The 14676-nt window shown below is 59.2% G+C and carries 13 protein-coding genes; 4 read left to right on the top strand and 9 right to left on the bottom strand.

Annotated features, from left to right (window positions below; genetic code table 11):
- The first annotated feature begins 166 nt into the window (after positions 1 to 166).
- Complete coding sequence (locus N6P30_RS20365; protein WP_008499767.1) at positions 167 to 1423, top strand: nucleoside permease; 1257 nt, start codon at positions 167 to 169, stop codon at positions 1421 to 1423.
- 79 nt (positions 1424 to 1502) lie between these two features.
- Here N6P30_RS20365 and citG read toward each other — a convergent pair whose 3' ends face one another.
- From citG to N6P30_RS20325, 8 genes are read right to left on the bottom strand one after another with little or no spacing between them, the layout of a single operon-like run.
- Positions 1503 to 2306 (bottom strand): triphosphoribosyl-dephospho-CoA synthase CitG, encoded by an 804-nt coding sequence (gene citG, locus N6P30_RS20360; protein WP_023294527.1) that lies wholly within the window; start codon positions 2304 to 2306, stop codon positions 1503 to 1505.
- Complete coding sequence (gene citX / locus N6P30_RS20355; RefSeq protein ID WP_023294528.1) at positions 2284 to 2823, bottom strand: citrate lyase holo-[acyl-carrier protein] synthase; 540 nt, start codon at positions 2821 to 2823, stop codon at positions 2284 to 2286. Before citX ends, citG begins: the two co-directional genes overlap by 23 nt.
- On the bottom strand, positions 2820 to 4343 hold the full coding sequence (citF, locus tag N6P30_RS20350; protein ID WP_023294529.1) for a citrate lyase subunit alpha: 1524 nt from the start codon (positions 4341 to 4343) through the stop codon (positions 2820 to 2822). The genes citX and citF overlap by 4 nt, the downstream gene beginning before the upstream one ends.
- A 10-nt stretch (positions 4344 to 4353) precedes the next feature.
- Positions 4354 to 5229 (bottom strand): citrate (pro-3S)-lyase subunit beta, encoded by an 876-nt coding sequence (citE, locus tag N6P30_RS20345; RefSeq protein WP_023294530.1) that lies wholly within the window; start codon positions 5227 to 5229, stop codon positions 4354 to 4356.
- Complete coding sequence (citD, locus tag N6P30_RS20340; protein WP_023294531.1) at positions 5226 to 5519, bottom strand: citrate lyase acyl carrier protein; 294 nt, start codon at positions 5517 to 5519, stop codon at positions 5226 to 5228. The genes citE and citD overlap by 4 nt, the downstream gene beginning before the upstream one ends.
- 16 nt (positions 5520 to 5535) lie before the next feature.
- The gene (citC, locus tag N6P30_RS20335) at positions 5536 to 6558 is read right to left on the bottom strand and encodes a [citrate (pro-3S)-lyase] ligase (RefSeq protein WP_023294532.1); all 1023 of its coding nucleotides are present in this window, start codon (positions 6556 to 6558) and stop codon (positions 5536 to 5538) included.
- Between the two features lie 13 nt (positions 6559 to 6571).
- Positions 6572 to 7435 (bottom strand): fumarylacetoacetate hydrolase family protein, encoded by an 864-nt coding sequence (locus N6P30_RS20330; protein WP_021242089.1) that lies wholly within the window; start codon positions 7433 to 7435, stop codon positions 6572 to 6574.
- A gap of 17 nt (positions 7436 to 7452) precedes the next feature.
- Positions 7453 to 8814, bottom strand: coding sequence for a 2-hydroxycarboxylate transporter family protein (locus tag N6P30_RS20325; RefSeq protein WP_021242090.1), 1362 nt, complete (start codon positions 8812 to 8814; stop codon positions 7453 to 7455).
- 344 nt (positions 8815 to 9158) lie between these two features.
- On the opposite strand from N6P30_RS20325, the gene N6P30_RS20320 reads away from it, so the two are divergent.
- Complete coding sequence (locus N6P30_RS20320; RefSeq protein WP_023294533.1) at positions 9159 to 10784, top strand: sensor histidine kinase; 1626 nt, start codon at positions 9159 to 9161, stop codon at positions 10782 to 10784.
- Positions 10774 to 11466, top strand: coding sequence for a response regulator (locus N6P30_RS20315; RefSeq protein ID WP_023294534.1), 693 nt, complete (start codon positions 10774 to 10776; stop codon positions 11464 to 11466). Before N6P30_RS20320 ends, N6P30_RS20315 begins: the two co-directional genes overlap by 11 nt.
- An 88-nt stretch (positions 11467 to 11554) precedes the next feature.
- Here N6P30_RS20315 and N6P30_RS20310 read toward each other — a convergent pair whose 3' ends face one another.
- The gene (locus tag N6P30_RS20310) at positions 11555 to 13690 is read right to left on the bottom strand and encodes an ornithine decarboxylase (protein ID WP_023294535.1); all 2136 of its coding nucleotides are present in this window, start codon (positions 13688 to 13690) and stop codon (positions 11555 to 11557) included.
- A gap of 182 nt (positions 13691 to 13872) precedes the next feature.
- On the opposite strand from N6P30_RS20310, the gene N6P30_RS20305 reads away from it, so the two are divergent.
- Positions 13873 to 14586, top strand: a complete 714-nt coding sequence (locus N6P30_RS20305; RefSeq protein ID WP_008499781.1) for a DUF554 domain-containing protein — start codon at positions 13873 to 13875, stop codon at positions 14584 to 14586.
- Positions 14587 to 14676 lie beyond the last annotated feature (90 nt).

The raw sequence follows: 14676 nt of genomic DNA, 5'->3' as shown, positions 1-14676 counted from the left end.
CGAAAATGTTATTTGCATCACAATCCAAACTGCAAATTAATGTGGATTGCATTTTTTTGCGGGAGGTAACAAAACATATCGTTGCCAACTGATAGAATTGCATCAAATAACAACCCTGAATGTTTCTATAACAACATATCTCCCGCTCACTTGTGAGGAAAGTAACATGAACCTTAAGCTGCAGCTTAAAATATTGTCGTTTCTGCAGTTCTGCCTGTGGGGTAGCTGGCTGACTACACTCGGCTCCTATATGTTTGTGACGCTCAAGTTCGATGGTGCGTCAATCGGTGCCGTCTACAGCTCGCTCGGTATTGCGGCTGTCTTCATGCCAACGCTGCTGGGGATCGTGGCGGATAAATGGTTAAGCGCCAAATGGCTGTACATGCTTTGCCACCTGGTGGGCGCGGGGACGCTGTTTATGGCAGCCCAGGTGACCACGCCGGGGGCGATGTTCATGGTGATTCTGCTCAACTCGCTGGCCTATATGCCAACGCTTGGGCTGATCAACACCATCTCCTACTACCGCCTGAAGTCCGCGGATATGGATATCGTGACCGATTTCCCGCCAATCCGTATCTGGGGCACCATCGGCTTTATCATGGCGATGTGGGGCGTGAGCTTCGCGGGCTTCGAACTTAGCCATATGCAGCTCTATATCGGTGCGGCGCTCTCCGTATTGCTGGCGATCTTCACCCTGACGCTGCCAACCATTCCGGTGTCTAACCAGCAGAAAAACCAGAGCTGGAGCACCATGCTCGGCCTGGATGCCTTCGCGCTGTTCAAAAACAAACGCATGGCGATCTTCTTCATCTTCTCCATGCTGCTGGGCGCGGAGCTGCAGATCACCAACATGTTCGGCAACACCTTCCTGCACAGCTTCGATAACAATCCGCTGTTCTCCGGCAGCTTTATCGTTGAACATGCGTCGGTGATGATGTCCATCTCTCAGATCTCTGAGACGCTGTTCATCCTGACCATCCCGTTCTTCCTGAGCCGCTACGGCATCAAGAACGTCATGCTGATCAGTATCGCGGCGTGGATGCTGCGCTTCGGTCTGTTCGCCTACGGCGACCCAAGCCCGTTCGGCACGGTGCTGCTGGTGCTGTCGATGATTGTTTACGGCTGCGCCTTCGACTTCTTCAACATCTCCGGCTCGGTGTTTGTGGAAAAAGAGGTTAAACCTGAAATCCGCGCCAGCGCGCAGGGTATGTTCCTGATGATGACCAACGGCTTCGGCTGTATTCTGGGCGGCGTGGTGAGCGGTAAAGTGGTTGAGATGTACACCACCAACGGCATCACCAACTGGCAGCCGGTGTGGCTGATCTTCGCGGCGTACTCGCTGGTGCTGTTCTTCGCGTTCATCGCGCTGTTCAAGTACAAGCACGTGCGTGAACCGCACGGTGCGCAGCCGATCGCGCATTGATTGTTGTGCCCGGTGGCGCTGCGCTTACCGGGCCTACAAAACCAGACCGTAGGCCGGGTAAGGCGAAGCCGCCACCCGGCTATTTTATTGCAGAGAGCACCCACCCCACCGACAGCAAATCCGCGCTGCCGCCCGGGCTCAGGTTCCGTTCAATCAGTGCGTTATCCATTCTGATCAACGCCTCGCGGTCCCAGCCGTTATCCAGCAGTTCCCGCGCGTAGCCCTGAACGTAGCGCAGCCCTTCCATGCCGCCGCGAGAAACCAGATTGCTGTCCTGATTGACGGCCATCAGGCGCAACAGCAGGCCGTGAAGTGAATGTCCGCTCCACTGCGCCAGCGCCTTACGCACCGTCGCAAAGCCGCTCTCCGCCTCACCGCGCGCGCCGGTTAAGCCGTACTGCTTAAACTGCCGCTCGCCCGCCGTCGCCTGTCCGCTGCGTGCGGCCAGCTCCCGCGACACCAGCCCGCGGCAGATGTTACTCACCTCACAGCAGAGGCTCTCTGCGGAGACATTTTTCACACGCCCGGCGGCGAAGCACAGTAACCCCAGGGCAAAAATGCCGCCCTTGTGGGTGTTTACTCCGTTCGTCGCAGCATACATCGCCTGCTCGCAGGCCAGCCCCATCGGGCGGAGAAGCCGTAACTGTTCGCCAGCCGGTTTATCCGCATGCGCGCTGCCCAGCTCGGCAAAGCGCGAAAACCACGGCGTAATCGCCGCAATGCTGCGGACAAACAGCGCGTGGTCCATATCGCGATGGGAACCGTTGTTGAGCCTGTCCACCAGCCCCGGCTTGGGCGTCAGCTCCAGCTCCTGCCACAGCGCCGCTTCGGCAAGCGCGGGCACGTCAGCCGGGCGCGGTTTAGTCGCGAGCAAACCAGTCATCGATCGTCTTCTCCACGCGGGAAACCACCTGCTCAATGGGGTGATTGCGCGAACGGGAACAGGCGTGGGCGGGCGCGTCGCAGATCAGGCAGCGCCTGAGATTCCCCCCCAGCGACTGACGCCCGACGTGGCCGTGCTGAGGGCAGATCACATCCAGATCCCACAGCCTGCCGAGCGGGTGCGTCTGCTCCAGATCCGCACAGTGCGCTTTGATTTCCACCGCCGGATGGGCCACGCACCACAGGGCTTCGGGCCCGGTCGGGAGCCACAGCACCTGGCGGTCCAGCACCTGCCAACGGTTTTCCCACAGCAGCTGGTCGCACATCTGCAGCGCCACGCCCATGGTATTGCGGTAGCGCAGGCTGTCCTTGATTTCCCCTGGCGTGACCAGCGTGAGGGAGATCACCGGTTGTTGATAGTGCTCAAGCATGTCAGCCTGGCGCGCTGCGCGGCGCTCTTTCGCCGCCAGCAGTTCGTCAAGGCTGACACCCGCCCGCACGGGTGTCGCTAAAGTCATACGTCCTCCTTCACCTGTCGCACGGTGTCGATCACGCTGCCGTCGCGGTAGCGGATCACCCCGACGATTTTGTCGGTGAACTCAATCGGTTTCGGGACGCCGGTCAGGGAGATCGCCCGTTCATACAGCGCGTTGATATCCACAACCTTCAGCCCGGCCTCCAGCAGCCGCTCGCGGATTTCCGGGCGCGCCGGGTTGACCGCGATGCCGTGATCGGTGACCAGCACGTCGATGCTCTCCCCCGGCGTAAGGCGCGTGGTAACCCGCTTCACCACCGTCGGAATGCGGCTGCGCAGCAGAGGGGCAACGACGATGGTCAGGTTCGCCGCGGCGGCCACGTCGCAGTGCCCGCCGGACGCGCCGCGCATCACGCCGTCGGATCCGGTGATGACGTTGACGTTGAACTCGACGTCGATTTCCAGGGCGCTGAGGATCACCACGTCGAGCTGGTCGCAGCTTGCCGCCTTGCTGCCGGGGTTGGCGTAGACGTTGGTGGAGATCTCCACGTGGTTCGGGTTACGCGCCAGCGAGGCCGCCGCCTGACCGTCAAAGCACTGGGTATCGAGCAGCTTTTCGATGAGCCCCTTCTCGTGCAGATCCACCAGGCTGCCGGTGATGCCGCCGAGCGCAAAGCGCGCCTTCACGCCGCTGCGCTCCATCTTCTCTTCCATAAAGCGGGTGCAGGCGGTGGCCGCCGCGCCGGAGCCGGTCTGCATCGAGAAGCCCGGCTTGAAGTAGCCGGAGTGTTCAATCACGTCCGCCGCATAGCGGGCGATCATCAGCTCGCGCGGGTTGCTGGTGACGCGCGCCGCGCCGACGCTGATTTTCGCCGGATCGCCCACGCTCTGCACCTGCACGATGTAGTCCACCTGGTCCTGCGCCAGGCTGGCGGGCATATTGGGGAACGGCACCAGCTCTTCGGTCAGCAGCACCACCTTGCGGGCAAAGTGCGCGTCCACCATCGCGTAGCCCAGCGAGCCGCAGCAGGATTTACCGTGCGTGCCGTTGGCGTTGCCAAACTCATCGCTGCACGGCACGCCGAGAAACGCCACGTCGATATTCAGCTCGCCGTCCTGGAGCAGCTTCACGCGCCCGCCGTGAGAGTGAATTTGCACCGGCTCGTCCATCAGCCCGTGGGAGATGGCCTCCGCCAGCCTGCCGCGCATGCCCGAGGTATAAATCCGGGTGATGACGCCGCTTTCGATATGCTCGATCAGCGCGTCGTTGCAGGTCATCAGCGAGCTGGAGGCCAGCGTCAGGTTTTTGAAGCCCATCCGCGCCAGCAGCGCCACGACGGTGTTGATCACCCGGTCGCCTTCGCGAAACGCATGGTGGAAGGAGATGGTCATCCCGTCCTGCAGGCCGCAGCGTTTAACCGCCTCTTCAATGGAGGCACACAGCTTGCGGCTGTGCTTCGCATCGCTGTCCGCCAGCCACGGCGTGGCGCTGTGGGCGGTATCAAACGGTTTTAAGTCCCGCAGATGGGGAAAATTCACGTGAAGAAGTTCAGTCTGATTCATTGTCTTATCCTTACCGACGCACGCCGGAGGCCGCCGCGCGCTCCAGCACCACCTGCGCGTGGTTAATAATCGGTGCATCCACCATTTTGCCGTTGAGCGACACCACGCCCAGGCCGTTACGCTCGCCCTCTTCTGCCGCCTCAATCACCCTTCTGGCGTGATCCACCTCTTCCTGCGTCGGGGCGTAGGCGTTGTGCAGCAGGTCAATCTGGCGCGGGTTAATCAGTGATTTGCCGTTGAAGCCCATCTTGCGGATCAGATCGACCTCGCGCAGGAACCCGGCCTCGTCGTTAACGTCTGACCACACCACGTCGAAGGCGTCGATACCCGCCGCGCGGGCGGCGTGCAGCACGGCACAGCGGGCGTAGAACAGCTCGGTGCCGTCGCCGCGCTCGGTCTGCATATCCATCACGTAGTCAAAGGCAGCCAGCGCAATGCCGATGAGGCGCGGAGAGCTGCGGGCAATCGCCACGGCGTTGATGACGCCAATGGCCGATTCAATCGCCGCCATCACGCGGGTGGAGCCGACCTCGCGGCCGCACGCCTGCTCGATGCGCTCGAGGTGGCCCTCCAGCTCGTAAATGTCGTCCGGGGTATCGGTTTTCGGCAGACGGATCACGTCCACGCCGGCCCGCACGGCGGCTTCCAGATCCAGCAGACCAAACGGCGTGCTCAGCGGGTTAATGCGCACCACGGTTTCGATATCCTGATACATCGGGTGCTGCAGCGCGTGGAACACCAGCATGCGCGCCGTATCCTTCTCGCGCAGGGCAACGGCGTCCTCAAGGTCAAACATGATGGCGTCGGGACGGTAGATAAAGGCGGTGGAGAGCATGGCGGCGTTAGCGCCCGGCAGGAACAGCATGCTGCGGCGGAGTTTGCTCATTTCAGCGCCCCCCAGTTGATGGCCTGTTCATCGGCGGCACGCAGCAGCGCGCTTTGCAGGCGGGCGCGGATCACACAGTCCAGCGCCCCTTTGTCTTCAATAATGATTAATCCCTGGTGCACGTTCATGGCGCGCAATGTGTCGTTGACCACCTGGCGAATCTGCTCGCCAAACTGCTTAATCACTTCGCTGTGGATGACGATCTCAAGCTCGCCGTGAGCGGGAGCAATTTTCACCATCAGGTCGCTGGACTCCTGCGTTCCGGCCAGCGCCTCCCTTACAATTTTCATGATAAATTCCTGGTAGTTAAGCGACTTCCGCACTCGCACGGTAATGCGTTTCGAGATGCGCGAAGGTGGAGTCCGGGACAATCTCCCGGATCCGGGAAAACTGCTGTGTCTTCAGTAAGCGGCGCACTTCGGACGCCGATATGGCGTTACCGGTGGCCTTGATGCGCGGCATTTCCACCACCTCGATATGCGAGGCCAGCAGGTCGTGCAGCGTCTGGTTGTACTGGCGGGTGATGTCGCAGAACGGCTCCGAGCCGATGAAGCGGTGCGTGATGCCGAGCGCCGGGGCGATGAAGTCCCGGAAGATCAGCACGTCGATCTCGCTCCACGCCTGCTGCACTTTGCCGGTCTCCTTCAGGAAGTAGGCCGGAAAGGTGGCGCGAGAGATGATGTACTGCGAGCCTTCATGCACCACCACGTTCGGCAGATGCGCCACGCCCGCCCGCACCATCTCCAGACGCGCGCTGAACGGGAAGAACGATGCGTCTTCACGCACCACGAACAGATGCAGGGCATCGCACCGCTGCGCCGCCTGCTCCACCAGATGGCGGTGGCCGAGGGTGAACGGATTGGCGTTCATCACGATGGCGCCAATCTTCTCCCCGCACTTGCGCTTCGCGCTCAGGGAACGGCAGTAGCGCGCGATCCCCTGCGGGGTGTTCTCCATCAGCACCGCGTTGTTCCCGCTCTGGGCAATCGGCCAGAAGCCGCTGCGGGCAAAGCGCTCCCGGTTGCACGGCCGGGTGCAGAGGAAGAGGTGAAAATGGCCGCGCTCCAGCGCCGCATTTTCCACCTCTGCCAGAAGCCGCGCGCTGAGGTTCTCGCCGCGAAGCTGCTCGTTGACCGCCACGCACTTGATGACGTTGGCGGCAAGCCCTGCGCAACCCACCAGCTGCGGGCCGGACCAGGCTTCGACGAACAGCGTGATGTCGTTGTCCAGGCCAAGGCCGCTGTCTGCCAGCAGATAACGGATCTGACTCAAGCGTTCCGGGTGTTTCGCCACCAGCGTGTGGCGAAAATCGATGGGTTGCGAATGCATGCTGCCGCCTTACTTAATGTGCTGCCGCAAGCCCGACGGCTGGCGCTTCCACGATCACGTTGCTGAGATGACCGATATGCTCGATCTCCACCTCAATGCGATCCCCCTCTTTCATAAACAGCGGCGGATTGCGCTTTTTACCCACCCCGCCCGGGGATCCGGTGATGATCACATCGCCAGGACTTAAGCGGGTGAAGGTGCTGATGTACTCGATCAGCTCCGCCACCTTGTGGATCATGCTGCTGGTGTTGTCTTCCTGCACCATGCGGCCGTTCAGCCAGGTGCGGATTGCCAGTTGGTGCGGATCCGGGATCTCGTCCGCCGTCGCCATCCACGGGCCAAACGCGCCGGTTTTGCGCCAGTTTTTACCGGCGGTAAACCAGGTGTGCTGCCAGTCGCGGGCGGAGCCGTCCATGTAGCAGCTGTAGCCCGCCACGTGGCGCAGGGCGTCGTCGCGGCTGATGTTCTCCCCGCCTTTACCGATGATCACCGCCAGCTCGCCTTCGTAGTCGAATTCGCTGGAGTGGCGCGGCTTCAGCACCGGCTCGTTGTGGCCGGTCTGTGAGTCCGGGAAGCGGACAAACAGCGTCGGGGCCGGGTTGTGCTGGTCAAACTCCTTGCGCTTGTCGGCGTAGTTCATGCCCACGCAGAGGATTTTTTCCGGCTGCTCAATCACCGGTAAGAAGGTGATGGCGCTCATCGGCACGTCCACGGCATCGTTCAGGTAGCGGGTGGCCTGCGCCAGCCCGTTGCCCTGCAGCAGCGCTTTAAGGTCGCTGTAGCGGTCGCCCAGACGGCGGCCTAAATCAATCACGCCGTCGGCCTGGACGATGCCGTAGCTGCGTTTTCCCTGGTATAAAAAGCTTGCGAGTTTCATTGTTCTTTCCTGAAAACTTAAACGAGGAAGTTGCCCAGAATCAGCAGAGAGATGGAGACGTTAATCGCCCCGCCGATACGGGTAGCAATCTGGGCGAACGGCATCAGGCTCATGCGGTTGCCTGCGGTCAGGATCGCCACGTCGCCAGTACCGCCCTGGCCGCTCTGGCAGCAGGAGACGATGGCGACATCAATCGGGTGCATGCCAATCTTTTTGCCGACGAAGAACCCGGTCGCCACGAGCGCGGAGACGGTGCTGATAATCACCAGCAGGTTGGTCAGCGTGAAGGCGGCCACCAGTTCATGCCATGGGGTGATGGCCACGCCAACGGCAAAGAGAATCGGGTAGGTCACGGAGGTCTGGAAGAACTTGTACACCACCTGCGAGCCTTCCAGCAGGCGCGGAGAGGCGCCGTTGCAGAGCTTCACCAGCACCGCCATAAACAGCATGCCGACCGGCGCAGGCAGGCCAATCAGCTTGTGGCCGAGCATGCCCAGCATGTAGAGCAGCACCGCCAGCAGCGCGCCGGAGGCGATGGTGGTCACGTCCGCTTTGCCGGAGAACGCCGGTTGAGAAACGGTGGCATCGGCATTGGCGCGGTTCGGCATCAGCTGGCCTTCACCGGTCAGGTGCGGGTAGCGTTTACCCAGCTGGTTCAGGCAGCCGGAGATGATGATGGCGGTCAGACCGCCGAGCATGACCATCGGCAGCACGCGTCCGAGCGCTACGCCCTGGTCCATATGCAGCAGGGTGGCATAGCCGATGGAAAGCGGGATTGCCCCTTCGCCCACGCCGCCCGCCATGATCGGCAGAATGATAAAGAAGAAGATCTGGAATGGCTCAAGACCCAGCGCCAGGCCGACGCCCATCCCCACGAGCATGCCGACGATTTCGCCGCACAGCATCGGGAAGAAGATGCGCAGGAAGCCCTGAATCAGCACCGTGCGGTTCATGCTCATGATGCTGCCGACAATAATGCAGCAGATATAGAGGTAGAGAATGTTGGTGGATTTGTAGAACTTGGTGGTGGACTCGACCACCACGTCCGGCAGCAGGCCGTAATAGACCAGCGCGGAAGGGATAAAGGTGGCGCAAATCGCCGCCGCGCCGAGCTTGCCGACAATCGGCAGGCGTTTGCCAAACTCGCCGCAGGCAAAGCCGAAGAAGGCCAGCGTCGCCACCATCACCACGATATCGCTCGGCAGTTTTCCGCCCAGGCAATCAATGGCGATCAGCGCGCCCGCCAGAACGAACAGCGGCAGAGGAATAATCCCGATTTTCCAGGTATCCATAATATGCCACCAGCGCTCTTTAAGCGAAGGCCGCTGAATTTCAATCGGGTCGTGGGTAACAGAGAAAGAATCGTCAGTTGTGCTCATAATAAGCCCCTTGGTTATTTTGTGCGTTCAGCTTAGAGTCACAAAGGCTTACTTTATGTGAGGAATGGCATATTAAAAGCGAAGTTTTAATGGCAGCTATGGTTTTAATGGTTTCTTTTATTTAATGTGATTTACGCCTTATTTATGGCCGTGGTTTTTATGGTTTCTTTTCTGAATTGAACAAACAAATAACATTTATTCGTGCAGCCAGAGGCCACCCGTCTTTGGGATAACGCTTTTACAACGCCCGCTGTGCAAGGGATCACAAGTTTTCGGCAAAGCGGACGTCCGCGCGAAAAAAGATGATATATTGGCGTTCTTTGTCGCTACCTTGCGTGAGAGTTATGAAAGTCTCTTTTCAGATAAAGCTGTTTATTTCGCTGGTTGCCTTTTTCTCAGTGCTTTTTGCGTTACTGGGCGGATATTATTATGCCGATGTCGGGAAACAGCTTTATCAGGAAATGAGCACGCGCGCCAAAATACAGGCTGAAGAGATTGCGCTTATTCCAACATTGCGACATGAAGTTGAACAAAAGAATATCGCCGCCATCCATGATTTTATGCAGAAGATTTCTGCGCACAGTGACGCCAGCTTTATTGTGATTGGTGATAATAAGGGCCAGCATCTTTTTCACTCCGTCTTCGCCGACAGAGTGGGCACCACGCTGGTAGGCGGTGACAACGAAGCCGTATTGCAGGGTAAAAGCACCACCACCATCCGCAAAGGCGGGTTGGGTATTTCGCTGCGCAGTAAGGCCCCCATCTTCAACGCTGCCGGACAGGTGGTCGGCATTGTTTCGGTCGGCTATCTCACCAGCTACCTGGACACCATTACCGTCAGTAAAGTGGTCAATATCCTGATTGCCGCGGTGCTGCTGCTGATTGCTCTCTTTATCTTCTCCTGGTTCTTTACCCGCAGTATTAAGAAGCAGATCTTCTCCCTCGAGCCGCGCGAGATCGGCCTGCTGGTACGCCAGCAGAAGGCGTTGATGGAGTCTATTTATGAAGGCGTAATTGCCATTGACGATCAAAGGCGGATTGAAGTCATCAACCAGGCGGCGCGCAAGCTGCTGGGGCTGAGCCAGCCGGCCCGTGAGCTTCGCGGGCAGCTGATAAGCCAGGTGATCGATCCGGTCCCGTTCTTCGACACGCAGACGATGCTGGCGAAAGATACCCATGATGAGATTTGCCGTTTTAACGATCTCACGGTGATTGCCAGCCGGGTCCACATCATGCTTGAGGGATCGCTGCAGGGCTGGGTGATCACCTTCCGCGATCGCAACGAGATCGACTCGCTGAGCGCCCAGCTCAGCCAGGTCAAACGCTACGTCGATAACCTTCGCATCATGCGCCATGAGCAGTTAAACCGGATGACCACCCTCTCCGGTCTGCTGCATATGGGCCGCTATGAGGAGGCGATTGGCTACATTCAGGCGCAGTCTGAACACGCTCAGGAGCTGCTGGACTTTATCTCTTCGCGCTTCAGCTCCCCGACTCTGTGCGGCCTGCTGCTGGGGAAAGCCGCCCGCGCGCGGGAGAAAGGGGTCGAGTTGAGTTTCGACCCGGCCTGTCGGCTGGACAGGCCGTTCCTGCCGTTGGGGGAGCAAGAGCTGATTTCGATTATTGGCAACCTGCTGGATAACGCTATCGAAGCGACGCAGCGGTCGCCGCTTCCCCACGCGCCGGTGGAGGTGCTGATAAAGCTCAGCGACCAGGAGCTGATTATTGAAGTGGCCGACCAGGGCGTTGGCATCAAGCCGGAGATCCGTGAGCGGATCTTTGAACGCGGCATCACCACCAAAACGCGCGGCGATCATGGGATTGGTCTGTATCTGATCGAAAGCTATGTCACACAGGCTGGCGGCGCGATAGAAGTTGCCGATAATATCCCGCGCGGCGCCATTTTCTCCCTGTTTATCCCGGCCACGGGAACCGCCCGGCAACTGGAAGACACCGACTATGCAACATGAACTTATCGACGTACTGATTGTTGAAGACGAGAACGAGCTGGCGCAACTGCACGCGGAGCTGATAAGCAAGCATCCGCGTCTGAGGCTGGTGGGCATTGCCTCGTCGCTGGCTGCGGCCCAGGCAGAGCTTGCAAGCAAACAGCCGCAGTTGGTGCTGCTGGATAACTATCTGCCCGACGGCAAAGGGATCTCGCTGATCAATAACCCCATGCTGGCCCGCGCCAACTGCTCGGTCATTTTTATTACTGCCGCCAGCGATATGGACACCTGCAGCCAGGCGATCCGCAACGGCGCGTTCGACTACATCCTCAAACCCGTCTCCTGGAAGCGGCTCAGCCAGTCGCTGGAGCGGTTTGTGCAGTTTGCCGAACAGCAGCGCGTCTGGAAGATTGTCGACCAGCAGAACGTCGATTCGCTCTATCAGCTTCAGGCGAAAAACTACCGCCAGGACAACGGCAGCAAGGGCATTGAGGAAAATACCCTGGCGCGGGTGCAGTCGCTGTTTAACGACAAGGCAACGCACAGCTTTACCGTGGATGAGGTGGTGAGCGAGACGGGATTGAGTAAAACCACCACCCGTCGCTATCTGGAGCACTGCGTGGAGGCGGGTTTTCTGACGGTGGAGATGCTGTACGGCAAGATTGGGCATCCAAGGAGGATGTACCGCCGCGCAGAAGCCTGAAGCGATATTGTAGGCCCGGTAAGCTTGCGCCACCGGGCAAATCGCCGGGTGGCGCTGACGCTTACCCGGCCTATGTTCGGGGGAGAGTCTACTTCAACACATATCCATACAGCCGCTTAATCCCGTCGGCATCCTTCTCGCTGTACACGCCCTGCAGCTCCGGCGAAAAGCCCGGCAGCAGGTTGATGCCCTCCTCCAGCGCCAGGAAGTAACGCTGTACCGCCCCGCCCCAGACTTCACCCGGCACCACGCACAGCACGCCCGGCGGATAGGGCAGCGCCCCTTCGGCAGCAATCCGCCCTTCGGCATCCCGTATGCGAACCAGCTCCACATTCCCGCGAATATACGCCTGATTGGCATCCTGCGGGTTCATCACCACCTCAGGCAGGCTCTTCTTGCGGAACATCGCCTTCTGCAAATCCTTCACGTCGAAGCTGACGTAGAGATCGTGCATCTCCTGACACAGTTGGCGAAGGGTATAATCCCGGTAGCGCACCGGGTATTTCTGGAAGATCGTCGGCAGCACGTCGGCCAGCGGGGTGTCGTCTTCAATATGCTGTTCAAACTGCCCCAGCATTGCCACCAGCTGAGCCAGCTTGTCGCTGCTTTCGGCAGGCGTCAGCAGGAACAGGATCGAGTTAAGGTCGCATTTTTCCGGCACGATGCCGTTTTCACGCAGGTAGTGCGCCAGAATCGTCGCCGGGATCCCGAAATCGGTGTACTCCCCGGTTTCGGCATCAATGCCCGGCGTGGTCAGCAGCAGCTTGCACGGGTCAACAAAGTACTGCTCGCTCGCATAGCCCTCAAATCCGTGCCATTTGGCCCCCGGCTCGAAGCTGAAGAAGCGCAGCTCGCTGGCAATGGCGTGCGTCGGATGATCCTGCCACGGCCGCCCCGCCACCACCGGTGGGATAAACGGCTTGATCATATGGCAGTTGGCAATGATGGCCTTGCGCGCCTCAATGCCCAGCTCCACACACTCGGCCCACAGCCTGCGCCCGCTTTCCCCTTCGTGGATTTTCGCATTGACATCCAGCGCCGCGAACAGCGGGTAAAACGGGCTGGTGGAGGCATGCAGCATAAAGGCGTTGTTCAGCCGCTTGTGCGGGCAGAAACGCGCCTGGCCGCGGATATGGTTATCCTTTTTATGGATCTGCGACGTTTGCGAGAACCCGGCCTGCTGTTTGTGCACCGACTGGGTCACAAAGATGCCCGGATCGTTCTCGTTCAGTTCCAGCAAGAGCGGGGACGTTTCCGCCATCATCGGAATAAACTGCTCGTAGCCTACCCAGGCGGAGTCAAAGAGAATGTAGTCGCACAGATGGCCGATCTTGTCGATCACCTGACGGGCGTTGTAGATCGTCCCGTCGTAGGTGCCTAGCTGAATGATCGCCAGGCGGAACGGACACGCCTCGTCGGCCTTCTCCGGCGCCGCCTCGCGGATCAGGTCCCGCAGATACGCGTCGTCAAAGCAGTGGTCGTCAATCCCGCCAATAAAGCCAAACGGGTTACGTGCGGCCTCAAGGTAAACCGGCGTGGCGCCCGCCTGGATCAGCGCCCCGTGGTGGTTAGATTTATGGTTGTTGCGGTCGAACAGCACCAGATCGCCGCGGGTGAGCAGCGCGTTGGTCACCACCTTGTTGGCCGCCGACGTGCCGTTCAGCACGAAGTAGGTTTTATCCGCGTTGAAGACTTTCGCCGCAAACTTTTGCGCATGCTTGGCGGACCCTTCGTGGATCAGCAGATCGCCCAGCTTCACGTCGGCGTTGCACATGTCCGCGCGGAACACGTTCTCACCGAAGAAATCATAGAACTGCCGCCCTGCCGGATGCTTTTTGAAAAACGCGCCGTGCTGGTGGCCCGGACAGGCGAAAGTGCTGTTGCCCATCTCCACATACTGACTCAGGGTGTCGAAAAACGGCGGCAGCAGGTTCTCTTCGTAACGGCTGGCAGCAGTCTCCAGTTCCAGAAACTCCTGAGCTTTACCCGAGATGACCGCGGTGGCGCCGTCAGGCACCTCCGTTGGCTCCTGAGAGAAAATAAACACCGGTAAATGAAAGCCCGTGCGTTTCAGCAAGGCAAGGATGCCGCTGCGACTCTCTGTCGTCGTCATGACGACGGCTGCCACATCGGTGAAATCCGTGCTGTCCAGCGTCACCTTTTCGCGATGCGTAGACACCGTTGAGAGCAGCTCGCGGCTGACGGCGATTTTCATGGTTTTCATAAGCGCAATTACCCTCACCGAACGGTGAGACAGGGAGGAGAAAATTCGCGCAATAATGTCACCTTTTATTTTGAGGTGCAAGAAGGAATCAGTATGCACGTATATCACCCAAAGCTAAGGCCCGCGCAGCGCTGACGTGCCATAATAATGCAATATCAATGATTAAATAACAGGAGTTAAGCGTGGTTATCGGGCCATTTATCAACGCAGGAGCCGTATTGCTGGGCGGCGTACTCGGCGCAGTGCTGAGCCAGCGGCTGCCGGAGCGTATCCGCTCATCCATGCCCTCGATATTCGGCCTGGCCTCGTTAGGGATCGGTATTCTGTTAGTGGTCAAATGCGCCAACCTGCCGGTGATGGTGTTGGCCACCCTGCTCGGCGCGCTGATTGGCGAGTTTTGCTATCTGGAAAAAGGCATCAATAATGCGGTAGGCAAAGCCAAAAACCTGATAGCCCGACCGGGCAAGGCGAAGCACGGCACGCACGAGACGTTTATTCAGAACTACGTCGCCATCATTATTCTGTTTTGCGCCAGCGGCACCGGGATTTTCGGTTCGATGCAGGAAGGGATGACGGGCGACCCGAGCATTTTAATTGCAAAAGCGTTTCTGGATTTCTTCACCGCCACTATTTTTGCCACCACGCTCGGCATTGCCGTCGCGGCGATTTGCGTGCCGATGCTGCTTATCCAGCTGGCACTGGCTACCTGCGCCACGTTAATTCTCCCGCTCACTACGCCGGCGATGATGGCAGACTTTACCGCCGTCGGCGGCCTGCTGCTGCTGGCAACAGGGCTGCGCATCTGTGGGATTAAGATGTTTGCCGTGGTGAACATGCTGCCCGCGCTGCTGCTCGCCATGCCGCTCTCCGCGCTCTGGACGCACTTTTTCGCTTAAGGATGCGGCGAAATGGTGAGAGATTGCGCAGTCCGTAACGAAAACAACATTTTTCGTTGACGACACCGGGCAGATCGGGTTTAATGCGCC

It is taken from the genome of Enterobacter sp. PL1 (assembly GCF_945957325.1).
In the GTDB taxonomy this organism is placed as follows: domain Bacteria; phylum Pseudomonadota; class Gammaproteobacteria; order Enterobacterales; family Enterobacteriaceae; genus Enterobacter; species Enterobacter roggenkampii.
This window is presented reverse-complemented; position numbering and strand designations above follow the sequence as displayed.

Excerpts from the sequence above, each read along its gene's own strand:
- N6P30_RS20365 (WP_008499767.1), top strand. The coding sequence starts at position 167 with ATGAACCTTAAGCTGCAGCTTAAAATATTGTCGTTTCTGCAGTTCTGC.
- citG (WP_023294527.1), bottom strand. The coding sequence starts at position 2,306 with ATGACTGGTTTGCTCGCGACTAAACCGCGCCCGGCTGACGTGCCCGCG.
- citX (WP_023294528.1), bottom strand. The coding sequence starts at position 2,823 with ATGACTTTAGCGACACCCGTGCGGGCGGGTGTCAGCCTTGACGAACTG.
- citF (WP_023294529.1), bottom strand. The coding sequence starts at position 4,343 with ATGAATCAGACTGAACTTCTTCACGTGAATTTTCCCCATCTGCGGGAC.
- citE (WP_023294530.1), bottom strand. The coding sequence starts at position 5,229 with ATGAGCAAACTCCGCCGCAGCATGCTGTTCCTGCCGGGCGCTAACGCC.
- citD (WP_023294531.1), bottom strand. The coding sequence starts at position 5,519 with ATGAAAATTGTAAGGGAGGCGCTGGCCGGAACGCAGGAGTCCAGCGAC.
- citC (WP_023294532.1), bottom strand. The coding sequence starts at position 6,558 with ATGCATTCGCAACCCATCGATTTTCGCCACACGCTGGTGGCGAAACAC.
- N6P30_RS20330 (WP_021242089.1), bottom strand. The coding sequence starts at position 7,435 with ATGAAACTCGCAAGCTTTTTATACCAGGGAAAACGCAGCTACGGCATC.
- N6P30_RS20325 (WP_021242090.1), bottom strand. The coding sequence starts at position 8,814 with ATGAGCACAACTGACGATTCTTTCTCTGTTACCCACGACCCGATTGAA.
- N6P30_RS20320 (WP_023294533.1), top strand. The coding sequence starts at position 9,159 with ATGAAAGTCTCTTTTCAGATAAAGCTGTTTATTTCGCTGGTTGCCTTT.
- N6P30_RS20315 (WP_023294534.1), top strand. The coding sequence starts at position 10,774 with ATGCAACATGAACTTATCGACGTACTGATTGTTGAAGACGAGAACGAG.
- N6P30_RS20310 (WP_023294535.1), bottom strand. The coding sequence starts at position 13,690 with ATGAAAACCATGAAAATCGCCGTCAGCCGCGAGCTGCTCTCAACGGTG.